Origin of the sequence: Mesorhizobium sp. M0019 (genome assembly GCF_040323975.1) — a bacterium.
Taxonomy (GTDB): domain Bacteria; phylum Pseudomonadota; class Alphaproteobacteria; order Rhizobiales; family Rhizobiaceae; genus Mesorhizobium.
In genome coordinates this window covers 34457-56291 of the sequence record NZ_JAMYVK010000048.1, presented here as the reverse complement: position 1 = coordinate 56291, position 21835 = coordinate 34457, and the positions used below count along the sequence as shown (strand labels likewise).

General features: G+C 63.1%; 23 protein-coding genes and 1 pseudogene. 7 read left to right on the top strand and 17 right to left on the bottom strand.

Going from position 1 to position 21835, the window contains the following annotated elements; translation table 11 throughout:
• Positions 1 to 72 precede the first annotated feature (72 nt).
• A pseudogene (locus tag NKK47_RS27505) lies at positions 73 to 333 on the top strand (DMT family transporter); the annotation flags it as partial.
• A gap of 196 nt (positions 334 to 529) precedes the next feature.
• Here the strand turns inward: NKK47_RS27505 and NKK47_RS27500 are convergent.
• Positions 530 to 1384, bottom strand: a complete 855-nt coding sequence (locus NKK47_RS27500; RefSeq protein WP_352578955.1) for a LysR substrate-binding domain-containing protein — start codon at positions 1382 to 1384, stop codon at positions 530 to 532.
• Between the two features lie 114 nt (positions 1385 to 1498).
• On the opposite strand from NKK47_RS27500, the gene NKK47_RS27495 reads away from it, so the two are divergent.
• Positions 1499 to 1906 (top strand): tautomerase family protein, encoded by a 408-nt coding sequence (locus tag NKK47_RS27495; protein WP_023677725.1) that lies wholly within the window; start codon positions 1499 to 1501, stop codon positions 1904 to 1906.
• Between the two features lie 131 nt (positions 1907 to 2037).
• On the top strand, positions 2038 to 4260 hold the full coding sequence (locus NKK47_RS27490) for an AMP-binding protein (protein WP_352578954.1): 2223 nt from the start codon (positions 2038 to 2040) through the stop codon (positions 4258 to 4260).
• Positions 4261 to 4381: 121 nt separating this feature from the next.
• Here NKK47_RS27490 and NKK47_RS27485 read toward each other — a convergent pair whose 3' ends face one another.
• The 3 genes from NKK47_RS27485 to NKK47_RS27475 all read right to left on the bottom strand — a co-directional run bounded on the left by NKK47_RS27485 (position 4382) and on the right by NKK47_RS27475 (position 6411).
• Positions 4382 to 4645 carry a hypothetical protein gene (locus tag NKK47_RS27485; RefSeq protein ID WP_352578953.1) on the bottom strand — a complete coding sequence of 88 codons (264 nt, stop codon included), beginning with the start codon at positions 4643 to 4645 and terminating at the stop codon, positions 4382 to 4384.
• Positions 4646 to 4893: 248 nt separating this feature from the next.
• Positions 4894 to 5709, bottom strand: coding sequence for a CDP-alcohol phosphatidyltransferase family protein (locus tag NKK47_RS27480; RefSeq protein ID WP_023677728.1), 816 nt, complete (start codon positions 5707 to 5709; stop codon positions 4894 to 4896).
• A gap of 3 nt (positions 5710 to 5712) precedes the next feature.
• Positions 5713 to 6411 (bottom strand): phosphatidylserine decarboxylase, encoded by a 699-nt coding sequence (locus NKK47_RS27475; protein ID WP_023677729.1) that lies wholly within the window; start codon positions 6409 to 6411, stop codon positions 5713 to 5715.
• Between the two features lie 263 nt (positions 6412 to 6674).
• On the opposite strand from NKK47_RS27475, the gene NKK47_RS27470 reads away from it, so the two are divergent.
• Complete coding sequence (locus tag NKK47_RS27470) at positions 6675 to 7541, top strand: SMP-30/gluconolactonase/LRE family protein (RefSeq protein WP_352454390.1); 867 nt, start codon at positions 6675 to 6677, stop codon at positions 7539 to 7541.
• Between the two features lie 5 nt (positions 7542 to 7546).
• On the opposite strand, the gene NKK47_RS27465 is transcribed toward NKK47_RS27470, so the two are convergent.
• From NKK47_RS27465 to NKK47_RS27450, 4 genes are all read right to left on the bottom strand, one after another.
• Positions 7547 to 7894 carry an antibiotic biosynthesis monooxygenase gene (locus NKK47_RS27465; RefSeq protein ID WP_352578957.1) on the bottom strand — a complete coding sequence of 116 codons (348 nt, stop codon included), beginning with the start codon at positions 7892 to 7894 and terminating at the stop codon, positions 7547 to 7549.
• An 89-nt stretch (positions 7895 to 7983) separates the two neighbouring features.
• Positions 7984 to 9870 (bottom strand): ABCB family ABC transporter ATP-binding protein/permease, encoded by a 1887-nt coding sequence (locus tag NKK47_RS27460; RefSeq protein ID WP_352578952.1) that lies wholly within the window; start codon positions 9868 to 9870, stop codon positions 7984 to 7986.
• 20 nt (positions 9871 to 9890) lie between these two features.
• A complete protein-coding gene (locus NKK47_RS27455; RefSeq protein WP_023677733.1) occupies positions 9891 to 10265 on the bottom strand; it encodes an ArsR/SmtB family transcription factor in 375 nt (124 codons plus the stop codon).
• 60 nt (positions 10266 to 10325) lie between these two features.
• Positions 10326 to 11831 (bottom strand): LysM peptidoglycan-binding domain-containing protein, encoded by a 1506-nt coding sequence (locus tag NKK47_RS27450; RefSeq protein ID WP_352578951.1) that lies wholly within the window; start codon positions 11829 to 11831, stop codon positions 10326 to 10328.
• Between the two features lie 114 nt (positions 11832 to 11945).
• On the opposite strand from NKK47_RS27450, the gene NKK47_RS27445 reads away from it, so the two are divergent.
• Positions 11946 to 12557 carry an LOG family protein gene (locus tag NKK47_RS27445; protein WP_352454388.1) on the top strand — a complete coding sequence of 204 codons (612 nt, stop codon included), beginning with the start codon at positions 11946 to 11948 and terminating at the stop codon, positions 12555 to 12557.
• Between the two features lie 94 nt (positions 12558 to 12651).
• On the opposite strand, the gene NKK47_RS27440 is transcribed toward NKK47_RS27445, so the two are convergent.
• The gene (locus NKK47_RS27440; RefSeq protein WP_352578950.1) at positions 12652 to 13557 is read right to left on the bottom strand and encodes a LysR family transcriptional regulator; all 906 of its coding nucleotides are present in this window, start codon (positions 13555 to 13557) and stop codon (positions 12652 to 12654) included.
• 100 nt (positions 13558 to 13657) lie between these two features.
• On the opposite strand from NKK47_RS27440, the gene NKK47_RS27435 reads away from it, so the two are divergent.
• The gene (locus NKK47_RS27435; protein WP_352578949.1) at positions 13658 to 13948 is read left to right on the top strand and encodes a muconolactone Delta-isomerase family protein; all 291 of its coding nucleotides are present in this window, start codon (positions 13658 to 13660) and stop codon (positions 13946 to 13948) included.
• 55 nt (positions 13949 to 14003) lie between these two features.
• Here the strand turns inward: NKK47_RS27435 and rarD are convergent, their stop codons facing one another.
• The 7 genes from rarD to cysS form a co-directional block, all read right to left on the bottom strand.
• Complete coding sequence (gene rarD, locus NKK47_RS27430) at positions 14004 to 14936, bottom strand: EamA family transporter RarD (RefSeq protein WP_352578948.1); 933 nt, start codon at positions 14934 to 14936, stop codon at positions 14004 to 14006.
• Between the two features lie 83 nt (positions 14937 to 15019).
• The gene (cimA, locus tag NKK47_RS27425) at positions 15020 to 16642 is read right to left on the bottom strand and encodes a citramalate synthase (protein WP_352578947.1); all 1623 of its coding nucleotides are present in this window, start codon (positions 16640 to 16642) and stop codon (positions 15020 to 15022) included.
• Complete coding sequence (gene pip, locus NKK47_RS27420; RefSeq protein WP_352578946.1) at positions 16639 to 17595, bottom strand: prolyl aminopeptidase; 957 nt, start codon at positions 17593 to 17595, stop codon at positions 16639 to 16641. Before pip ends, cimA begins: the two co-directional genes overlap by 4 nt.
• Entirely contained in the window at positions 17592 to 18068 is a 477-nt protein-coding gene (locus NKK47_RS27415; RefSeq protein ID WP_352448982.1) for a GFA family protein, read from the bottom strand. Before NKK47_RS27415 ends, pip begins: the two co-directional genes overlap by 4 nt.
• Complete coding sequence (locus NKK47_RS27410; protein WP_352578945.1) at positions 18065 to 18556, bottom strand: GFA family protein; 492 nt, start codon at positions 18554 to 18556, stop codon at positions 18065 to 18067. The genes NKK47_RS27415 and NKK47_RS27410 overlap by 4 nt, the downstream gene beginning before the upstream one ends.
• Positions 18557 to 18562: 6 nt before the next feature.
• Positions 18563 to 18949, bottom strand: coding sequence for a VOC family protein (locus tag NKK47_RS27405; RefSeq protein ID WP_352578944.1), 387 nt, complete (start codon positions 18947 to 18949; stop codon positions 18563 to 18565).
• A complete protein-coding gene (cysS, locus tag NKK47_RS27400; protein ID WP_352578943.1) occupies positions 18946 to 20415 on the bottom strand; it encodes a cysteine--tRNA ligase in 1470 nt (489 codons plus the stop codon). Before cysS ends, NKK47_RS27405 begins: the two co-directional genes overlap by 4 nt.
• Positions 20416 to 20829: 414 nt before the next feature.
• On the opposite strand from cysS, the gene NKK47_RS27395 reads away from it, so the two are divergent.
• Complete coding sequence (locus NKK47_RS27395; RefSeq protein ID WP_023677745.1) at positions 20830 to 20979, top strand: hypothetical protein; 150 nt, start codon at positions 20830 to 20832, stop codon at positions 20977 to 20979.
• A 55-nt stretch (positions 20980 to 21034) separates the two neighbouring features.
• On the opposite strand, the gene NKK47_RS27390 is transcribed toward NKK47_RS27395, so the two are convergent.
• Positions 21035 to 21796, bottom strand: a complete 762-nt coding sequence (locus NKK47_RS27390) for an SOS response-associated peptidase (RefSeq protein WP_352578942.1) — start codon at positions 21794 to 21796, stop codon at positions 21035 to 21037.
• Between the last annotated feature and the right edge of the window lie 39 nt (positions 21797 to 21835).

Here is a 21835-nt window from a genome sequence, read left to right as displayed (position 1 = left end):
TCGGATCGGCCTTAGCAACCAAATTCTACGTCATTTCAACGGCTTGAACCACATCCGCCAACCCACCGTGAATTTTTCAGGCTAGCCACCTTCGGCGCCTCGTTCGCGCTGGCTTCGATCCTGTGGACGGAGGGCACCCGGCTTATTCCAGCGGCCGAGTCCGGATTGCTGGGTTCAGCTGAAGTGCCATTCGCGATCCTGTTTGCCTTCCTGTTCCTGGCGGAGATCCCGCCGGCAGCCAGCATGGTCGGTGGCGCCATCGTGCTTTGCGCGGTGTTCGCTCACGCCGGCCGCGACTGGCTGATGGCCAGGCAGCGCGCAGCGGATGCATGACCAATCCTCGCCGCGTCCGAGCGCGAGTTGGTGGTCCGATCACGAGAAATCCGGTCCTGAAAATTAATTTGAAAAGTCATGGAACCATCATAGGGCTCAGGCATTATGGCTGCGACGGGCCACCCCAAGTCCCCCCAAACCCCTCGGCCCGTCCTACTCAGAAGCCGACCGCAAGGTCGGCTTTTTCTTTGCTGGCTCAATTGGCCAAGGCCAGGTTGCCGCTGAACAACGCGGCCAGATCCTGCGCCGGCCGGTCGGCATCCTCACGCAAGCGGACGGCGAATTCGGCGACCGGCACCGGCGGCAGATCAAGATCGCGCGGCGCCTCGACGATGCCGGAATGAGCGAAGCGCGCCGTCCTCAACGTCAAGGCGATGCCGGCGTGCACCGCCGTGCGCAGACCGGCAAGGCTGGCACTGCCGGCAGCAATGCGGTAGCGACGGCCGGCCGCATCGAGTGCACTGGTCGCCGCTTCGCGAAACCCGCAATGGGGATCGAGCAGCGCCAAGGGCAGTTCGTCGTGGCGGGTGGCCAGCCCGTTCTGTGAGCAAAGCCAGATCATTGGTTCCTTGAGCACACCGACTTCGTCCCGTGTCGGCACCTGCCGCATGGCAATGGCCAGATCAAGGGTGCCGGCCTGTAAAGCCTGCGCCAGTTCGGCGGAACGGCCGACGCGCAGTTCGATCCTGACGCGCGGATGGCTGACAGCAAAAGCCCTGAGAAGCTGCGGCAAGCCGCTGTCGGCGAAATCCTGCGTGGTGCCGATGGCGACGCGTCCGTCGGCGTGCGCGCCTTTGAGGGCCAGCCACGCCTCGCGGTGCGCGGCAAGGATGCGACGCGCGTGAACGATCAGATCCTCGCCTGCCGGCGTCAGGCCGCGCCCTCGCCCCTGCGGCACCAGCAGCGGTTCGCCGACAACATCCTCCAGCCGCTGCATCTGCGCGGTCACTGCGGACGGCGAGCGACCGACGATCGACGCGGCCCGCGCCAGGGAACCGCCATCGACGAAAGCGAGGAAAGTCTTGAGGAGGTCGGGATCGAACATCTGCATAATTCGATACTATCAAAGTGTTTATCAAAAACAATTCGATTTTTTTGATCAAAGGACGATGGCATGATTTTCTCGACGGCGAAGAGGCGCCGCTTGAAACCGAGGAGAAGAAATATGCCGATCATCAATGTCAGCGTTACCGGCAAGCCCGATGCCGCTTTGTCCGCCGCCATTGCCAAGGAAGTGACCGAACTGACGGCCACGCATCTGCGCAAGGACGCGACGATCACAGCTGTTGCCATTTCCTATCACGACCCCGAGCACTGGTTCGCCGGCGGCAAGTCGCTGGCCGAACATGGCACCAACACGGCCTGGCTCGACATCAAGGTTGTCGACGGCACCAACACCAAGCTCGAACTGGAGGCGTATCTGCAGGCAATTTTCGCGGCATTCGGCCGGCTGCTGGGTAAGGTGCATGAGGAAAGCTACGCCCTCGTGCATGAAGTGCCTGCGGCCGCGTATGGCTTTGGCGGCAAGACGCAGGAATTCCGCTTCATCAGCGGAAGGATGAAAGCGGCGTAGCTGCGATAGGCAGCCGAGCCGAATCAAGAAGGAAAAATGGAGCCGCATTGACGTTGATCCAACTTCGGCTAGGTTCTCACCCGAAGCGGCCATTGAAGAGCCGTGACGTGAGATCGTTGGGAGATGCGGCGATGATCCTGACACTGGCGCTGCTTGCGGGTCTTGTCGCGGCCTGGCTGCTGATCGGCGTGGTGGAGAAGTTCCGCCTCGGCCTGCGTTTGAGCCAGGCGCTGCTCTACGTGCCGTTCAAGCTCGCCTACCGGATCAGCGACGAGCGCATCAAGATTGCGCGCAGGTCGGTGGCCCCGGTCATCTATGTCATCTGGCATCAGTCACGCATCGAGCCGGCGCTGATGCTGTCGCTGCTGCCGGAGGACACGCTGCACATCCTCGACCAGGCTTCGGCCAGATCGCCGTGGCTGGAGCCGTGGCGCGAGCTCGGCCGCACCATCGCCTTCAACGCCGAGCATGTCTTCGTCAGCCGCAGATTGGTGCGGGTGCTGAAGGGCAAGGGCCGGCTCGCCGTTTACCTGCCGGATGCGGTCGAGCCAGACGTCAAGTCGTTTCGGTTGTTTCGCGCCATCACCCGTATCGCCATGCAGGCCGACGCCCGTATCGTGCCGGTCTTCGTTGCCGGCGCACGCAGCCTGCCGGCCTCTCTGACGCCGGCGGACAAGGCGCCGCGCCATTGGTTTCCGCAGCTGTCGATCAGCGCACTGGAGCCGATGACCATCGCCGAGCTGGTGGCGCGGAACCCAGATCAGGCCTCCAACACCAATGCGCTGTTTGATCGCTTCGCCGAGGCCAGGCTTTTCGGCAGTGATCTCGACCGAGGGCTGTTCCTCGCCATGCGCGATGCGGCCGACCGTGTTGGCGCTTCGCACCCAATAATCGAGGACGTCATTGGCGGTGCCCTGAGCTACCGGAAAGTGTTCATCGGCGCCAGGGTTTTGGGCCGACGGTTCGAGGCAATAACAGCGCCGGGCGAAGCGGTTGGGCTGCTCCTGCCCAACGCCAATGGCGTCGTGCTGTCGTTCGTCGGACTTTTGTCGGCTGCGCGGGTGGCAGCAATGATCAACTATACCGCCGGCCCGGCCAGCGTCACCGCCGCCATCCGCACGGCGATGATCCGAACCGTGGTCTCCTCACGCGCCTTTGTCGAAAAGGCCAACCTCGCCGACATCGTCGAGGCGGTGGAAAAGGGCGGGGCGAAACTGCTGTGGCTGGAGGATGTCCGCGCAAGCGTGACCGTGCTGGACAAGGCCGCAGCCGGCTTGCTGTGGCGCTGGCCGTTGCAGCGCCAGGATGCAGCCAAGCCGGCGGTGATCCTGTTCACCTCCGGCTCGGAAGGCACGCCCAAGGCCGTGGTGCTGTCGCACCGGAACCTTCTTGCCAATGCGATGCAGGCGGAAGCTCGCATCACCATCTCGCCGGCCGATATCCTGCTCAACGTGCTGCCGGTGTTCCACTCGTTCGGGCTGACCGGCGGCACCATCCTGCCGCTGGTCACCGGAGTAAAGCTGTTCCTCTACCCGTCACCGCTCCACTACAAACTTATTCCGGAGGTGGCGCGCAAGGTCCGGCCGACGGTGATGTTCGGCACCGACACGTTCCTCGCCAACTATGCCCGCACCGCCAAGGACGGCGATTTTTCCAGCCTGCGCTTCGTCGTGGCCGGTGCCGAGGTGGTGAAGCCGGAGACTCGCCGGGTTTACCGCGAGCGCTTCCAGGCCGAGATCATCGAAGGTTTTGGCTTGACCGAGGCCGCACCAGTGGTTGCCGTCAACACCGCCATCCACGGCCGCGATGGAACGGTCGGGCGGCTGCTGCCGGCCATGCGCATGAAACTCGAACCGGTCGAAGGCATCAGCGACGCCGGCCGGCTGTGGCTCGACGGGCCGAACCTGATGATGGGCTACATGACCGGCGACCGGCCTGGCGAGTTGCAGCCGCTCGAAGGCTGGCACGACACCGGCGATATCGTTTCGGTCGATCGCGAAGGCTTCATCACCATTCGCGGCCGCGCCAAGCGCTTCGCCAAGATAGCCGGCGAGATGGTATCGCTTGGTGCGGTCGAGATGCTGGTGCAGTCGCTGTGGCCGGAAGAGCATCACGCCGTGGTAGCGGTGCCGGACAAGCGGCGCGGCGAGCGCCTCGTTCTGGTCACCACCGCCGACAATGCCGATCCCCACGAATTGCGCGAATTCGGCAAAAAAGCCGGCGCGGCCGAACTGATGGTGCCGAACGACATCGTCAAGGTCGAGGAGATCCCTGTACTGGGCTCCGGCAAGACCGACTATGTCTCGACTAGAAAGCTGGCACTCGAGAGGCTGGGACTGAGCGCAGCCGCCTAAGGTTTGCTGTCGAGAACTCTAAAGCGCGTCGCGTTCGACCGGCCTTGTGCGACGCGCTTTAGATTCTTGCTTTTATGCATGCGGTTATCGCAAAACCGCTGCACACTTTTGCGCGAATGCATTAGAAGACCACCACCGACAACAGCAGAATGGCGCCGACGGCCATCATCAGCAGGCCCGGCCAGTTCTGCGACAGGCCGAGAAAACGGAGCCCGCGCCGCCGCGGCTCCAGGGTCGGACCTGGTGTTGCGAGATTAGGCGTCGGACTGTCCGGCGCGGTGGAGACAGCGGCCGGTTCACTAAGCCGCCCGCGCATGATGGCTGCTACCGCCATATAGACGAGGCCGGCGACAGTCAGTAACACGCCGATGAGGATGACAGCCATTTCTCCTCGTTTCCGTGGTTCTGCGCCCGATGCGGCAGCTTGCGCGACGTAGATGACATACCACGAGCAGCCGCTCAGACGGACCTACCAAACACAAACGGTCTAGCCGCCCAGCAAGTTCCGAAAATGGGGTTTTTGAGGTGCATTCCACAGCGCCGCGCGCTGTGTGAGCCGGTCCTGAGTCTAAACGGACGACCCTTTTCGGAATCATGCACTGCCAGGCGCAACGCGAACTCGCACCAAATCTGTCAACCAATATCCGAGGACGGCACCTTCTCGCCTTCGCGCTTGGCGCGTCTCGAATAGGCGCGCACGCTGAACGGCAAGAAGACCAGATAGCCGGCAACCGAGGCCGTCAGCGTATACCAGGGATAGGTCATCAAAAGCAGGACGTAGAGGACGACTGCGAGGATGATCGGCAGCACCCTGTCGCCCGGTATCCTGACGCTCTTGCCGGAATAGACGGGCAGTCTGCTGACCAGCAGGAACGCCACCAATATTGTAAAGCCGGTGGCAATGAAGGCTGCCAGGCGGCTGGGTTCAAGCCCAAGCCTGAGGAAGAACAGATAGAGCGGCAGCATCACCAGCACCGCACCCGCCGGCGCCGGCACGCCGACGAAATATTCGGTCTGCCACTGCGGACGGTCGAGCTCTTCGTCGAGCACGTTGAAACGGGCAAGCCTCATCCCACAGGCGATGGTGAACAGCAGCGCGGCGATCCAGCCCGGCGAACCTGCCCTGTCGAGCAGAAAGGCATAGAGCACCAGCGCCGGTGCCACGCCGAAATTGACGATATCGGCCAGCGAATCCATCTGGGCGCCGAATTTGGAAGTCGCCTTCAGCATTCGCGCCAGACGGCCGTCGATACCATCGAGGAAGGCGGCGAGCAGCACCATCACCACCGCTGGCTCGAAGCGGCCCTCGAAGCCGAAGCGAATACCGGACAGGCCGGCGCAGATGGCGAGCACCGTGACCAGATTGGGCAGCACCATGCGCATCGGGATTTCGCGAATGCGCGGGCCACCGCCGCCATGCGCCTCGAATTTCTTGAACGGCGGGGCCACCGGTCAGGAGATCCGCACGAGCGGCGTTGCGGCAACGCCGCCGAATTCCGCCAGCACCGTCTCACCGCCAACCGCGGTCTGGCCGACGGCGACACGCGGCGTCGCGGTCGAGGGCAGGAATACATCGACGCGCGAGCCAAAGCGGATCAGCCCGAAGCGCTCGCCGGTGCCGATGGCGCCGCCGGGCTCGGCCCAGCAGACGATGCGCCGCGCCACCAGGCCGGCAATCTGTACCGCGGCCACCGTTCCATTGGGGCTTTCGATGACCAGCCCGTTGCGCTCGTTCTCGGTGCTTGCCTTGTCGAGTTCGGCGTTGAGGAATTTTCCTGGCCGATGCTCGATCCTGGAAATGCGGCCGCGCACCGGGGAGCGGTTCACGTGGCAGGAAAAGACGTTCATGAACACCGAGATGCGGGTCATTTCACCGCCGCCGAGGCCAAGCTCGCGCGGCGGCACGGCCGGGCCAACCGCCGAGACGATGCCGTCGGCCGGGCTGACAACCAGCCGGTCATCGATCGGCGTGACACGCTCGGGATCGCGGAAGAAATAGGCGCACCAGGCCGTCAGGATGAGACCGATCCAGAACAGGGTCGAGGAGAAGTAGCCAAGAAAGAGCGTCGCCGCGCCGAACGCAGCGATAAAGGGATAACCCTCGCGATGGATCGGAACGAACGCATTCTTGATCGTGTCAACGAGGCTCATGGATGAGGGCAACCTTGGTTCCAATTCCGGCCTCAATAGCGGAAACACCCCGCAGTCGCAACGCGACAATGAGAGCGCTTGGGGGGTGGCGGTCGCCGCCGTTTCAGGATGTCGTTAGCAGCATCCGGACTGCCGAAGTGATCAACCGGAAATGTTCATTGCGATTGTCGGAACGCAGCACTCTCGCCCGTCCTTGGCAAGACAGCGCCTCTCATCGGCCTTTCGGCCATGACGATTTGCGCAAACCCGGAGGTTCTCGGCCCATGCAGAAATCAGCAGCTAGGCAAGTGCAAGTGGTGATGAACGGCTTGGCCTTCGGCGAGTCACCGCGCTGGCACGATGGCCGGCTGTGGTTCTGCAACTGGGGCACAGGCCAGATCATCGCCGTTGACGCCCTAGGCAACAGCGAGATCGTGCTCACCGTGCCGGCCACCCTGCCCTATTCCATTGACTGGCTTCCGGACGGGCGCCTGCTTGTCGTGTCCGGCCGCGAAGGGCTGATCCTCAGGCAGGAGGCAGACGGGACATTGGTCACCCATGCCGATCTGAGACAACTATCAAAGGGCCCGTGGAACGAGATCGTCGTCGATGGACGCGGCAACATCTATGTCAATGGCGGTGGGCCCGCTCCGGGTCCCGGCCAGCATTTCGGCCCCGGCGCCATCGTGCTGGTCGCGCCTGACGGCTCGGTTCAGCAGGTGGCTGAGAACCTCGCCTTCGCCAATGGCATGGCGGTGACGCCTGACAACAAGACGCTGGTCGTTGCCGAGTCCCACGCAAACCGGCTGACCGCCTTCGACATCGCTGCCGATGGTGGCCTTTCCAACCGCAGGATCTGGGCCAATCTCGGCAACGGTTTTCCCGACGGCATCTGCCTCGATGCCGAAGGTGCGGCCTGGTACGCCGACGTTCCGAACCGGCATTGCGTGCGGGTGCGCGAGGGCGGCGCGATGCTCGAAAGCGTCGACGTCGATCGCGGCTGTTTTGCCTGCATGCTCGGCGGCAGCGAGGGAAAAACGCTGTTCATCGTGGCCGCCGAATGGCGCGGCTTCGAACATATGATCAGCGATGCCCGTACCGGCCAAGTGCTCAGCGTCGACGCTACTGCGCCGGGCGCCGGCTGGCCGTAGAGAGCTTACATCCCGGGAATCCGCTGATAGTTGGCAATATCGGCCTTGACGCCAAGTCGCGCGATGATCTCCTGAGGATTGAAGCCGCTGCGCTCATGCGCGGCCTTGATGATCGGCACGACCTTGTCGACGGCGGCCTGCCCTTCCCATTCGACAATGGTCACGAGGTTGAACTCGCCCGGCCCCGAGAATTGCTCAAGCAGGAAATCCTGGACGAACCCTTGCTGCTGGCGCAGCAAATCATGCGTCATCCGGACCTTGGCAAGAATCTCCTCGCGGGCGTTGGCCGGAACGACAAACTTGTCCACCCGGAATACACTGCCGCCACTAACTGCCTGATTTATCCCATTCATATCGATTGCCTCCGTTTTTGAACGACGCATCTTGCTGCGATCCAAAACGGCCTACGATCTCAACTTAAGTTGAGGTCAAGCACGAATTTTCAGCTCACCTCCGAGGTGCGGCGGCGGACGACGACGCCGAACTCGTCGCTTTCGCGGGCGATGCGCAGCCGCTCCTCGGCCTCGCTTGCCTCGCGCTGGCGGTCCCACATCGATGCATAAAGGCCGCGCTTGGCTATCAAGGCGACATGGGTGCCGCGCTCGGCGATCTGGCCATCCTGCAGGACGATGATCTCGTCGGCCGAAATCACTGTGGACAGCCGATGGGCGATGACGAGGGTGGTGCGGCCCTGGCTGACCAGGTCGAGTGCCGCCTGGATCTCCTGCTCGGTGTGGCTGTCCAGCGCCGAGGTCGCCTCGTCGAGCATCAGGATCGGCGGTGCCTTCAAAATGGTGCGGGCAATCGCCACCCGCTGCTTCTCGCCACCGGACAGTTTTAATCCGCGCTCGCCGACCTTTGAGCGATAGCCGTCGGGCAGCCGCTCGATGAACGGTCCGATCTGGGCCAGTTCTGCCGCCTTGCGCACATCCTCCTCGCTGGCGCCGACGCGGCCGTAGCGGATGTTGTAGGCGATGGTGTCGTTAAACAGCACCGTGTCCTGCGGCACCATGCCGATGGCAGCGCGCAAGCTCTCCTGCGTCACGTCGCGAATGTCCTGGCCGTCGATCAGAATCTTGCCGCGCTGGATGTCGTAGAAGCGAAACAAAAGCCGCGAAATGGTCGACTTGCCGGCTCCCGAGGGGCCGACGATGGCCACCGTCTTGCCGGCTGGCACCTCGAAGCTGATGCCCTTCAGGATCTTGCGGTTGGGGTCGTAGGAAAAATGTACGTCGCGGAACTCGACCCTGCCGGCATCGACGACCAGCGGCTTGGCGCCCGGCCGATCGACGATCTCACGCTTGACGTCGAGCAGATCGAACATGTTTTCGATGTCGGTCAGGCCCTGGCGAATTTCGCGGTAGATCATGCCGATGAAATTCAGCGGCACCGAAAGCTGCATGAGCATGGCGTTGACGAAGACGAAATCGCCGACGCTCTGTGTGCCCGCCTTCACCTCGAGCGCCGACATCACCATGACGACGGTCATGCCGATACCGAAGATCACACCTTGGCCGAAGTTCAGCCAGCCAAGCGAAGTCCAGGTCCTGGTCGCCGCCAACTCATAGCGCGCCGTGGACCGGTCGAACCGCTCGGCCTCCATGGCTTCGTTATTGAAATATTTGACTGTTTCGTAGTTGAGCAGCGAGTCGATCGCCTTCGTGCTGGCTTCATTGTCGCTTTCGTTCATCTCACGGCGGATCGAAATACGCCAATCGCTCGCCCTGACGGTGAACCAGACATAGAGCCAGACCGTGACCGCGATCACCAAGACGTATAGCCAGCCATAGGTAACGGCGAAGATGCCGGCGGTGAGCGCGAATTCGACGATTGTCGGCGCCGTCGCCAGCATGGTGAAGCGGACGATCGTCTCGATGCCCTTGGTGCCGCGCTCGATGACGCGCGACAGTCCGCCGGTGCGCCGTTCGAGGTGGAAGCGCAGCGACAGTTCGTGCATGTGCACGAAGGTGCGGAAGGCGAGCCGGCGCACCGCATGCTGGCCGACCCGTGCAAACAGGGCGTCGCGTAACTGGTTGAAGCCGAGCTGCACCAGCCGCACGGCATTGTAGGCGACGACCAGCATGACCGGCGCCAGCAGCAGAGCCGGCAGCGGCGGCGGCGATTTGCTATCGCCGGCCAGTGCGTCGGTCGCCCATTTGAAGAAATAGGGTCCGGCCACCAGGGTCAGCTTGGCGACAACCAGCAGTACGGTTGCCCACACCACGCGCGCCCTCAGGTCGGCGCGGTCGGCCGGCCACATATAGGGCCAGAGATTGCGCAACGTTCTGAAGGTCGAGCCGGAATCTGCGGAAACGGTTTTCTCGGCCATTCTTGTTTACCTTTATGATTTTAGCGGCCGGAGCAGCAGGAATCGACCAGCGCGGCCAGCGATGCCGAAACATCGGCGAGCGCGGCGCGGTCGAGCTCATAGCGCGAGCGCTGGCGGTCAGGCTCGAAGCGGATCAGCCCGGCCTCGACCAGGATCTTCAAATGCTGGGAAACGGTGGACTGCGCCAGGTCGAGATGCTCGACGACCTCGCGACAGCAGCAGGAACGGCTTGCGGAAAGGTGTTTGAGAATTTCGATCCGCGCTGGATGCGAAAGGGCCGCGAGCCGGACAGCGACAGCGCGGCTATCCGGCGTGCAGTTGGCCGGCGTGCAGTTGGCTGGCGCGCGTTCATCTGCCGCGCGGCTTCGGTCCGTTACGAGGGGGGATTCGGTCATCGTCCATCGGCGATAAACGATGACTGGCCCTGCCGCAAGCTATCCTGATGGGCAGAACGGCTACTCGGTCTTGACTGGCGCCGTCGTCATCTGGTCGCCCATTGCCTTGAGATCGGCGGGCTCGCCTTCCTTCGATTTCTGCGGCACCTTGAACACCTGCCCCGGCCAGATGCGGTTCGGATTGCTGATCTGGTCCTGGTTGGCGAGATAGATGGTCGAGTAGCGCATGCCCTGGCCATAGACCCGCCGCGAAATCCGCCACAGCGTGTCATGGCGGCGGATGATGACTGCGCCATCGGCATGTTCGAGCTTTGGCGCCACGGTCTCGGGAGTTTCGCCCGGAGGCGTTGCGACAGCCATTTCGGCCGGGGCCTCGGTTGTAGGAGTGGGGGCAGTTGCGGGCGTTTCGGCGGCTGTTGCCGGTGCGGCTTCGGTTGCCGGAGCATTCGGCTCGGCTTGTTTTACCCCGGCAGGCTTCTGCTCGGCCGGCGCCACGGCCGCAACCGCCTCACCAGGCTCGCGCTCGAACGGCACAGCCGCACGGGCCACCACAGTCACGCCGTCGGCGTCGAGCGCATCGACGTGGATGGTGTAGGTGCCGACCGGGATGTCGCGTGTCGCTTCGACCAGGAAGTGGCGGTCGGGCGAGGTCTTCGCGTCACCGAGCAGGATATCGTTGGCATAGGCACGCACCTTGCGGCCGGGATCGGCGAGGCCGGCAACGAAAATCTTGTTGCCGTCGATTTCGACAGCTTCGACGACGATCTTCGGCTCCACCGCGGGAGTAGCGGGCGCTGCCGGTGTGGCGGGTGCTGCCGGAGCCGGCGCGGCTTCAACAGCGGCCGGCGCGGCAGGAGCAGGCGCTGCTGGGACATCAGCCGCCGGGGCGGCTGGCGCCGGCGCTGCGGCAGCCGGCAATTCGGTGCCGGTGGCGGGTGGCTGAACGGCCGCCTGTTCGCCGACAGTCGGCGAGGCGTCAGATTTCGCCTGAGGGGCCGGAACAGTGAGCAGTTCGGACGGCTTGCCCGGCTCCTCGACCATTGCCAGCACTTGGCCGGTGGAATTCTGGGGGATCGAAACGACGGCGGTCTGCGCCGAGGCGGTCACGACATTGCCAGCCGTAGAGCGCAGCGTGATCGTATAGTCGCCGGGCTTCAGCGGATCGTCGAGAATAATGGCAAAGGCGCCGTCAGGGCCGGCGACCGTCGAGCCGAGCACAGCCGAACCGTTAAGAATCTCTACCTTGGCGTTGGGCGCCGCATTGCCGGCGACGACGATCGAGCCGTTGCTTTCGACGCGCACGATGTCGAAGGTCGGCACGATTGCACCTGCTGTGGCCGGCGCGGCGGGCGCTGCGGCATCGGTGGACGCGGCGGGCGCAGGCGGCAGGCGGCCCTCGGTCGCCGGAGCGGCCGGTTTCGAAGCCGGCGGCGTCAGCGCCGCGACCTCCGCAGGCCGGGTAGAATTGAGATACGGGTCGAGCGCGCCCGATACATAGGCGGTTCCCGCCGCGGCGACAGAGCCGCCAGCCGCGAACAAAAACGCCTTCAATGGATTAATTGCCATGTTTCCCTGCCCCTTAGCCACCTAATTTCGGTCTAGCCTGTTTTACCAAAGCCGACAAGAAAAAGCCCGCCCCAGGGCTTGACCATGCCAATAGTCCCTATCACCAATCATAACATGAACACGATTCGATCTGTCTGCGTCTATTGCGGCTCGTCCCCGGGCCGAGATGAAACCTATATCAAGGCCGGACACCTGCTTGGCCGCTCGATCGCCAAGTCCGGCCTGCGTCTGATTTATGGCGGCGGCACTAAAGGTATCATGGGTGCCGTCGCTGAAGGGGCATTAAAGGCCGGTGGCAAGGTAACCGGCATAATTCCGCGTTTTCTGATCAACAGGGAGGCGACCGAAACCGCGCTTAACCGGCTCGACGAGCTCGTCGTCACCGACAACATGCACCAGCGCAAGCACAGGATGTTCGAGAAATCCGACGCCTTTGTGGCGTTGCCCGGCGGCATCGGCACCGTCGAGGAGATCGTCGAGATCATGACTTGGGCACAGCTCGGCCATCACCGCAAGCCGATCGTCTTCGGCAACGTCGGAGGGTTCTGGGATCCGATGCTGGCGTTGCTCGACCACATGGCAACGGAGGGCTTCATCCACACGGCGCAACGGGTCAAGCCGCTGGTGGTCGAGGATCCGGAAGCAATCGTCGCCGCTATCATGGTGGCAGGATCCTCCGTCGATGCACCGACGGAGGGCGTGCAGTCGGTGATTGATAAGATGTAAAGTGAATGGGGAATGGTGAATGGTGAATGGTGAATGGTGAATGGTGAAGTAGAAGACTTTCCAAACCGGCGCCTGTCTATTGACTATTCACTATTCACTCCTTCCCTACTGCCTTCCTCAAGTCTCCGATGACCGCACGCTTGTCCTGACGCCGCCAGGCGAGATGGATCGAGACGGTGCGTTCGAACCACGGCAGATCGCGAAACACGATCTGAGGCGGCGCGGCACTCCGCAGGCTGGCCTGCACCGTCGCCAGCCCAAGCCCGGCGCTGACCAAGCCCAACGACGTCAACGGATCGGTCGTCTCATAGGCTATGTCGGGCAGGAAACCGGCCTTCGCGCAGGCGGCGAGAAATTGGCTGCGGTTGGTGTCGTCAGGCTGGCGCACCACCGTGATCCAGGTACGGCCGTCCAGTTGCTGCGGCAGTATCTCCGCGATTTCTGCCAATGGATCGCCTTCCGGCATCGCCAGAACCAGCGGCTCGCGCATGATGAGCATGGCGACGATGTCGGGATCATCGGCAGAAGGAGGCGTGTAGACAAGGCCCAGATCGAGCGATCGTTCGCGCAGCGCTTCGATCTGGGCGGCGGAACGCTGACCCTTCAGTTGAAGATGAAATTCGGGCCGGTCGCGGCGAAACTGGCGCAGCATCCGAGCGACAAGCCCGGCATGGACCGCACCTTCCACATAACCGATGGCGAGACGGCCGACCGTACCGCTGGCGAGATTGCGGCCGAGCTCCTCGAGCCGTCTTGCATGGGCCAGCAGCGCACGCGCCTCGGCAAGAAAAGCGCGGCCCTCGGCATTGAGATGAACCCGCTGCCTCGCCCTCTCGAACAGTGCGACGCCCAGCTGCTCCTCCAGCTGAATGATCTGACGGCTGAGCGGCGACTGCGAGATGTGCAGCAATTCGGCGGCACGCCCGACGTTGCCGGTTTCGGCCACCGTGATGAAATAGCGGAGCTGGCGCAGGTCGAACATTGTTGCTTCGATGCTCAAGTCCCGTGAGGTCTCAAATTTAGCCTAATCAGTCTTGGACTGTCTGGCCAGCAGAAGCGAATATTTCCGCCATTCCAACGGCCAACATCAGGAGATTCCGATGCAGTTCTTTGCCCTTCTTGCGCGCAACACCGAAAAGTTCACCGACGCCGATTTCGCGCCGCTGCTGCCTGGCGAGGCCGAGCAGCGCCGCACGCTCTATGCCGAAGGCGCCGTGCGTCAGGTGTGGAATCGGGGCGACATTCCCGGCAGCGGCATGATGTTCGAAGCCGGCAGCGATGCCGATGTGCGCCACCATCTTGCATCTTTACCGCTGGTCAAGGCCGGCATGATGGATATTGCCGCCGTCGTGCCGCTGCAGCCATATCCCGGCTTCGGGCCGAAGCGCTGAGCGCTCGTGAAAGACGCGGCTGCCGGCATTAAGACCGGCCAGCCGCCTTTCTTCGTTACGCGGCTCGAGCTGATGCGGAAACGGTCTTGCGCGCCGAAGAAAACATCGACCAGGAGTACATCGCCAGTGCCGCCCAGATCAGCCCGAAGGCTATGGCCTGAACACTGCCGAAGGGTTCGCCGAAAATCAGCACCGCGATCAAAAAGACGATCGTCGGCGCGATATATTGCATGATGCCGATGGTGGAGAGGCGCAGCAGCCTGGCGCCGAACGCAAACAACAGCAGAGGCACGGCGGTGACCGGACCGCAGCCGATCAGCAAGGCGGTGTCGTTCAGCGAGCTGGAGACGAAATGATCCTGTCCTGTGGCGATCAGGAAGATGATGTAGCCGAGTGCCGGCACCGACAGCAGCAGCACTTCAAGCAGGAAGCCCTGGCTCGGGCCGATTGGCAGCGTCTTGCGGAAGAAGCCATAAGCGGCAAAGGAAAAGGCTAGCACCAGCGACACCCAGGGCAGTTTGCCGGCGTCGATGGTCAGCACCGCGACCGCGATTGCCGCCAGCACCACCGCCGCGATCTGCAGGCGGTCGAGCCGCTCGCCGAGCAGCAGCGCGCCGACAACGACGCTGACCAGCGGGTTGATGTAGTAGCCGAGCGCGGTCTCGATGGTGCGGTCGACCGCGATCGCCCAGACATAGATGCCCCAGTTGACCGAGATCAGCGCCGCCGTCAGCACCGCCATCGAAATGATGCGCGGCGAACGAACTGCCGCTTTGAAATCGGCAGTGCGACCGGCCCAGACCAGGACGGCGGCCGCGATCGGCACCGACCAGACGATGCGGTGGGCGATGACTTCGGCCAGCGGCAGATGCGCGACAGCCTTCATGTAGAAGGGCAGCAGCCCCCAAAGCAGGTAGGCGCCTAGCGCCAGCAGGAAGCCGCGACGAGCTTTGGTATCGGCCTCGATGTGAAGTGCTTGGGTAGCCATGGCCCAAGGCTATGCGCCAGCGGCTTGCCCAAAACCATCGCAAATTGCTGATGGATCAATGGAGTCTCGCTGATGGTTCAACGCTATTCCGCCGCCGCCAATCCCGCCATGTCGCGGTTCTTCATCAGCTTGTAGACGATCGAATCCATCAGCGCCTGGAACGAAGCATCGATGATGTTTTCGGAGACACCGACCGTCCACCAGCGCGCACCGGTGCCGTCATGCGATTCGATCAGCACGCGGGTGATCGCCTCGGTGCCGCCATTGAGGATACGCACCTTGAAGTCGGCCAGCTCGAGATCGGCGATTTCGCTCTGGAATTTGCCGAGATCCTTGCGCAGCGCAATGTCGAGCGCGTTGACCGGGCCATGGCCTTCGGCGACCGACATCTTCTCCTCGCCCTCGACCAGCACTTTCACGATCGCCTCCGAGACCGTCTTCAGCTGGCCGTTGGCGTCGAAGCGGCGCTCGACCATGCAGCGGAACGAAGTGACGCGGAAGAATTCCGGCAGGCCATGCAGCATCTTGCGCGCCAGAAGCTCGAAGCTGGCGTCGGCGCCTTCGTAAGCGTAGCCCTCCGCCTCACGTTCCTTGACTACAGCGATCAGCGCGTCGAGGCGATGGTCATCCCGGGGCATGTCGATGCCGCGCCGTTTCAGCTCGGCGAGGAAATTGGCCTTGCCACCCTGGTCCGAAACCATGACGCGGCGGCGGTTGCCGACAGTCTCTGGCGGCACATGCTCGTAGGTCGCCGGCTCCTTGGCCAGCGCCGAGGCATGGATGCCGGCCTTGGTGGCGAAAGCGGAGGCGCCGACATAGGGCGCTTGCGCTTCGGGCGCGCGGTTCAGCAACTCGTCGAAGGCGCGGGACAGGCGCGATATACCGGTCAACGCCTCTGCCGAAATGCCTGTAGCAAAGCGGCCCGAAAAGGCCGGCTTCAACGCCAATGTCGGCACGATCGAGATCAGGTTGGCGTTGCCGCAGCGTTCGCCGATGCCATTCAGCGTGCCCTGGATCTGGCGCACGCCGGCCTCCACGGCGGCAAGCGAATTCGCCACCGCCTGGCCGGTGTCGTCATGGGCGTGGATGCCGAGATGGTCGCCCGGTATGCCGGCCGCGATCACCTTTTCGACGATGGCGCGCACCTCGGAGGGCTGCGTGCCGCCATTGGTGTCGCACAGCACCACCCAGCGCGCGCCGGCATCGTAGGCCGTCCTGGCGCAGGCCAGCGCATAATCTGGATTGGCCTTGAAGCCGTCGAAGAAATGCTCGCAGTCGACCATCGCCTCCTTGCCGGCAGTGAGCGCCGCCTCGACCGAGGCCTTGATCGCCTCGAGGTTCTCCTCATTGGTGCAGCCGAGCGCGACGCGGACATGGTAGTCCCAACTCTTGGCGACGAAGCAGATGGCGTCCGACTTCGACTGGACCAGCGCGGCAAGCCCAGGATCGTTGGAGATCGACACTCCTGCCCGTTTGGTCATGCCAAAGGCAACGAACTTGGCATCGGCCGTGCGGCGCTCGGCAAAGAAGGCGGTGTCGGTTGGATTGGCGCCGGGGTAGCCGCCCTCGACGTAGTCGATGCCGAACTCGTCGAGCAGCTTGGCGATGGCGATCTTGTCCTCGACGGAGAAGTCGATACCCGGCGTCTGCTGACCATCGCGCAGCGTGGTGTCGAACAGATAAAGGCGCTCGCGAGCCATGGTCATTTCCCGGCAAACATGTCCGTTGCGCGGATCAGCCTGTCGAGGATGCCCGGCTCCGAATAAGCGTGGCCGGCGCCTTCGATCAGATGGAAATCCGCTTTCGGCCACGCCTTGTGCAGCGCCCAGGCGTAGCGCGCCGGGCACGGCATGTCGTAGCGGCCGTGAACGATGGTACCCGGGATATCCTTAAGCTTCCATGCATCGCGCAGCAGCTGTCCCTCTTCCAGCCAGCCGGCATGGACGAAATAGTGGTTCTCGATGCGCGCGAAAGCCAGGGCATAATCATCCTGGCCGAAGGGACCGCTGGTTTCCGGTTCCGGCAGCAGCGTGATCGTCTCGCCCTCCCACAGGCTCCAGGCGCGGGCGGCCTCGACCTGCGCCACAGGATCGCTGCCGACCAGCCGTTTGCGGTAGGCGGCCATCATGTCGCCGCGCTCGGCCTCCGGGATCGGCGCCAGAAACCGCTCCCACTTGTCGGGGAACATCTCCGACACGCCGAACTGGTAGTACCATTCGAGTTCGGCGCGGGTCAGCGTGTAGATGCCGCGCACGACCAGTTCGCTGACCCGCTCGGGGTGGGTCTCGGCATAGGCCAGCGCCAGCGTCGAACCCCACGAACCGCCGAACACCAGCCATTTGTCGAAGCCGCACATTTTTCGCAGGCGCTCGATGTCGGCGACCAGGTGCCAGGTGGTGTTGGCTTCAAGCGAGGTATTGGGCGTCGATTTTCCGCAGCCGCGCTGGTCGAACAGGATGACATCGTACAGCTTCGGATCGAACAGCCGCCGGTGCTTTGGCGAAATGGTGCCGCCCGGCCCGCCATGCAGGAAGACAGCCGGCTTGGCCCCTCTGGTGCCGGAGCGCTCCCAATAGACCTGATGGCCATCGCCAACGTCGAGCATGCCGGACTCGAAAGCCTCGATCTCGGGACAGAGGGTACGGAATTCGCTGCTCATAATTTCAGGCCCTGCTGCGGCCAGTTGGCCGTCTCGTGATCGGGATGCTGGAAGGAGATGATGGATTCCTGTCGCGCGTAGAAATCCGGGTCATCATGGATCGGCGCGTCGAAGATCGTCTCGACCCAAGGCAGCCTGGCGGCGTAGTTAACCTGGATCTGCGGCGCCAGATCGGAACGGTCGTCGAAGGCGCCGATGGCGATCTCCAGCGCGCCGGGCTGGCGGTAGGTCAGTGGTGTGCCGCAGCGGGCGCAGAAGCCGCGATCGATGTTGACCGACGACTGAAAGTAACTCGGCTCCTCGCGCACCCATTCGACGCCGTCGCTCGGCACTGTCACCAGCGCGCCGAAAAACGACCCGAACTGTTTCTGGCACATGCGGCAATGACAAATGGACGGGCGGCCGAGCGCCCCGTGGATGCGGAAGCGCACGGCGCCGCACTGGCAGCCGCCGGTACGAACGGTTTCGGTCATGATTTTTCCTCCGGCGGCCATTGTTCGGTGTCGTGGTCGGGATGTTGGTAGGAGACGAGATCGGCGAGATAGGAGGCCGACGAGACGTCGGCTATCGTTTCCTCACCTAGCAATTCGTGGACGTGATCCACGTACGGGAGCTTGGCTTCGACACCCCATTGGATGGTCGGGGCGATCTCCTCGGGGTGGTCGAATGTGGCGATGGCGAGGGCCACCCCGTCGGGCGCTTCGAAGGTCAGCGGCGTGCCGCATTCGGCGCAGAAACCGCGCAAAGCCGCGTTGGACGAGCGGAAGCGTTTGGGCTCACCGCGCGTCCAGTCCAGCCTTGCGCCGCGCACCGAGACCAGCGGCAGGTAGAAATTGCCGCTCGCCTTCTGGCACATGCGGCAATGGCAGACGGAAGCATCGCCGAGCGCTCCTTCGACGCGGAAGCGCACCGCGCCGCACTGGCAGCCGCCTGTATAGACCGGTCTGTTGTCGAGGCTCATCGCGCACTACTCCGGGGCATGGCAAACCGCCTCGACATTGTTGCCGTCGGGATCGAAAACAAAGGCGCCATAATAGTTCGGATGGTAGTGCGGGCGCAGGCCCGGCCCGCCATTGTCCTTGCCGCCGGCGGCAATCGCCGCGGCGTGAAAGGCATCGACCTCGGCGCGGCTGCGAGCGGTGAAGGCGACATGCTGATGATCCTTCGGCTTGTCCTTGCCGGCATGCAGCCAAAACACCGGCCGGTCGCGGCCGTAGCCGCCGACCTTGGCGCCGCCGGTATATCCCTGCGGCACCATGTAAAGCAGCGAGGCGCCGAGCGGCGCCATCGCCCTGTCGTAAAAAGCCTTCGACGCGTCGAAATCCGAAACGGTGATGCCGAGATGATCGATCATCTTTTTACCTCCCAGGTGGTGATGCGTTCGCCGGTGACGGGGTCCTTGCCGTCCTTCAACTGGATGCCTTGCGTCAGCAACTCGTCGCGGATGCGGTCGGCCTCGGCCCAGTTCTTGGCGGCGATCAGCGCGAGCCGTTTGGCGATCGCCTTGGCAATGGCGTCTTCATCCACCTTGGCTGTTGCGATGTCGAAGCCGAGGAACAGAAGCGATGCCTTCAGTGAAGCGGCAGCATCGTTGTCTTCGGCGGCTGCGTTGCCGCTGCCTGCGTTGAAATCAACAGCATCACCAGCCAACTGCGTCAGCAACTGGAATGCGGCGTAGGTGGCAAGGTCATCGGACAGCGCTTCGATCACATCCGCCGGCATCGGCTTTGCCGTCGGCGGCGCCAGATCGGCCGCCCGCTTCCATTTGCGCAGCGTATTCTCCGCCTCTTCCAGCTTGCGCACGGAAAAGTCGATCGGCTCGCGATAGTGCGTCATCAGCATCGCCAGCCTGAGCACCTCGCCCGGCCATTTGCGGCCGCCAAAGGTATCCGTCTCCCGCAATTCGGTGATCGAATAGAAATTGCCCAGGCTCTTGGACATCTTCTGGCCCTCGACCTGCAGGAAACCGTTGTGCATCCAAATCTTGGCCATCGTTTCGGTGCCGTGGGCGCAACGCGATTGCGCGATCTCGTTCTCGTGGTGCGGAAAGATCAGGTCGATGCCACCGCCATGGATGTCGAACACCTCGCCGAGATAGGCGGCCGACATCGCCGAGCACTCGATGTGCCAGCCGGGCCGACCCCTGCCCCACGGGCTGTCCCAGCCCGGTTCCTCGGGCGAAGACAATTTCCACAGCACGAAATCCTGCGGGTTCTTCTTGTGCGAATCGACGGCGACGCGGGCGCCTGCCTGCTGCTCGTCGAGATTGCGCTTCGACAACTGCCCGTAGTCCGGCATGGAAGCGGTGTCGAACAGGACTTCTCCAGCCGCGACATAGGCATGTCCGCGTTCGATCAAGCGTTGTATCAAGAAGATCATGTCGACCTTGCCATCGGGCCTGGGCTCGACGAACTCGGTGGCGCGCGGCTCGACCGTCGGTTCCAGGCAACCGAGCGCCGCAACGTCCTTGTGGAACTGACCGGCGGTCTTTTCGGTGACCCGCCTGATCGCTTCGTTCAGCGACAGCTTGCCAGAGGCAATCTCGCCGCCGAAATCGCGCAGTGCGCGGGCGTTGATCTTGTCGTCGACGTCCGTAATGTTGCGGACGTAAGTGACGTGCGCTTGCCCGTAGAGATGGCGCAGCAAACGGAACAGCACGTCGAAGACGATCACCGGCCGCGCATTGCCGATATGGGCGAAGTCGTAGACCGTCGGGCCGCAGACATACATGCGCACGTTGCGCGGATCGATCGGGAAGAAATCGTCCTTGCTCCGCGTTAGCGTATTGTAGAGGCGCAGGCTCTTCGATGCGTCAGACATACGTGCGTTCCCGGTGCGTTACTTTGGCATGATCTTTTGGGATCGTGCTCTGGATGGAGTCGGTTACGCCGAGGCGCAAATCGGGGTCCAGCCTGCTGGCCGGGGCGTTTGTCCAATCTGGGAGGAGATGAGGCGAAAACGTCCAGGACCAGCGCGAGGCTAGCCGATAATGCAAATGCCACAAATGGCGAAAGACGTTTTCATGGCCGGCTTTATCGCCTTGCCCGGTGTTGCCGTCAAGTCGCTACCTTCGCCAAAAATATCGTTGGCTCACAGGAATTGAGCCACTGAAACATTTTATTAAACAGGTCGGCACTGTGATGAAACATTCGCCGGCTAGATCAGCAAGCGTCACGATTTGGTCGGATTCGGCCAGCAAACGCAGACATGAAGACGTTACCAGGGAAGAGAACAATGCCTAAGCAAGAATCCAACCGCGCCAAGCAACCGGCGCTCGCCAGCCACTACCGGGCGATCGGCCCGGCAGCAATCGTCGCAGCTCTTCTGCACACCGCGAAGAAGAAGAAGCCGGCGCAGAAGATCGTTTCGCCGCGCGCTGCCTGAGAATGCCGTCGGGAAGATTGAGGCGCTCACGGCGCACCAGCAATAGTAGCTTTTGCTAAAATAAATTCATCTGACTGTCGTTCGCGCCGGACTTCTGGCGCCTGACCTTCTCGGGCTCAGGCTCGACGACGCCCTTCTCCTGAATCTCCGGCCCGGTATTGGCGACCTTGTTGACGAGGTCGGAAACCGGGATCGCTTCGAAGAAATCGGGCTGGGCGGGTCTCAGCAGATGGGCCACGTCGCGCGGCTCGAGCGTGCTGCAATCCAGCCAGCGCGCGAAATCTTCGGGATGGATCACCACCGGCATGCGGTCGTGGATATGGGCAGTATCGGCATTGGCGTGGGCGGTCAGAATGGCGCCGGTGTCCATTTCCGAGCCGCCCGGGTCGGCATAGGTCTCAATCAGCCCGGCGAAGGCGACAAGCCCGCTACGCCTTGGCCGCACCCAATAGGGCTGCCCTCTTCTGCCACCGGTTTGGTGCCATTCGTAGAATCCCGAAGCCGGTACCAGGGCGCGGCGATGGCGCATGGCAGCGCGAAACGACGCCTTTTCCGAAGCCCCCTCAGAACGCGCGTTGAACAGCAGCGGGAAGTTACGCGTATCCTTGACCCAGGCCGGGATCAGGCCCCAGCGCACCAGCATCGAGCGGCGGTCGGGCAGGTTCGAGCCCGGCGCCTGCGGCAATCCGGCGAGCGCCATCAGCACCGGCTGCGTCGGCGCGATGTTGTAGCGGGCCGGAAACTCCTCAAGTTCCGCCAGGCTGAGAAAGGCGGCGGTCTGGTCCGGAGTGGCGGTCAAGGCAAAGCGTCCGCACATGAATTCAGCTCTCGAATTGGTGGCATGTGAAAGTGGCCA

Coding starts and splice junctions, on each gene's coding strand:
- NKK47_RS27500 (WP_352578955.1), bottom strand. CDS start 1,384: ATGCAGATGTTCGATCCCGACCTCCTCAAGACTTTCCTCGCTTTCGTC.
- NKK47_RS27495 (WP_023677725.1), top strand. CDS start 1,499: ATGCCGATCATCAATGTCAGCGTTACCGGCAAGCCCGATGCCGCTTTG.
- NKK47_RS27490 (WP_352578954.1), top strand. CDS start 2,038: ATGATCCTGACACTGGCGCTGCTTGCGGGTCTTGTCGCGGCCTGGCTG.
- NKK47_RS27485 (WP_352578953.1), bottom strand. CDS start 4,645: ATGGCTGTCATCCTCATCGGCGTGTTACTGACTGTCGCCGGCCTCGTC.
- NKK47_RS27475 (WP_023677729.1), bottom strand. CDS start 6,411: ATGAGCCTCGTTGACACGATCAAGAATGCGTTCGTTCCGATCCATCGC.
- NKK47_RS27470 (WP_352454390.1), top strand. CDS start 6,675: ATGCAGAAATCAGCAGCTAGGCAAGTGCAAGTGGTGATGAACGGCTTG.
- NKK47_RS27465 (WP_352578957.1), bottom strand. CDS start 7,894: ATGAATGGGATAAATCAGGCAGTTAGTGGCGGCAGTGTATTCCGGGTG.
- NKK47_RS27460 (WP_352578952.1), bottom strand. CDS start 9,870: ATGGCCGAGAAAACCGTTTCCGCAGATTCCGGCTCGACCTTCAGAACG.
- NKK47_RS27455 (WP_023677733.1), bottom strand. CDS start 10,265: ATGACCGAATCCCCCCTCGTAACGGACCGAAGCCGCGCGGCAGATGAA.
- NKK47_RS27450 (WP_352578951.1), bottom strand. CDS start 11,831: ATGGCAATTAATCCATTGAAGGCGTTTTTGTTCGCGGCTGGCGGCTCT.
- NKK47_RS27445 (WP_352454388.1), top strand. CDS start 11,946: ATGAACACGATTCGATCTGTCTGCGTCTATTGCGGCTCGTCCCCGGGC.
- NKK47_RS27435 (WP_352578949.1), top strand. CDS start 13,658: ATGCAGTTCTTTGCCCTTCTTGCGCGCAACACCGAAAAGTTCACCGAC.
- rarD (WP_352578948.1), bottom strand. CDS start 14,936: ATGGCTACCCAAGCACTTCACATCGAGGCCGATACCAAAGCTCGTCGC.
- cimA (WP_352578947.1), bottom strand. CDS start 16,642: ATGACCATGGCTCGCGAGCGCCTTTATCTGTTCGACACCACGCTGCGC.
- pip (WP_352578946.1), bottom strand. CDS start 17,595: ATGAGCAGCGAATTCCGTACCCTCTGTCCCGAGATCGAGGCTTTCGAG.
- NKK47_RS27415 (WP_352448982.1), bottom strand. CDS start 18,068: ATGACCGAAACCGTTCGTACCGGCGGCTGCCAGTGCGGCGCCGTGCGC.
- NKK47_RS27410 (WP_352578945.1), bottom strand. CDS start 18,556: ATGAGCCTCGACAACAGACCGGTCTATACAGGCGGCTGCCAGTGCGGC.
- NKK47_RS27405 (WP_352578944.1), bottom strand. CDS start 18,949: ATGATCGATCATCTCGGCATCACCGTTTCGGATTTCGACGCGTCGAAG.
- cysS (WP_352578943.1), bottom strand. CDS start 20,415: ATGTCTGACGCATCGAAGAGCCTGCGCCTCTACAATACGCTAACGCGG.
- NKK47_RS27395 (WP_023677745.1), top strand. CDS start 20,830: ATGCCTAAGCAAGAATCCAACCGCGCCAAGCAACCGGCGCTCGCCAGC.
- NKK47_RS27390 (WP_352578942.1), bottom strand. CDS start 21,796: ATGTGCGGACGCTTTGCCTTGACCGCCACTCCGGACCAGACCGCCGCC.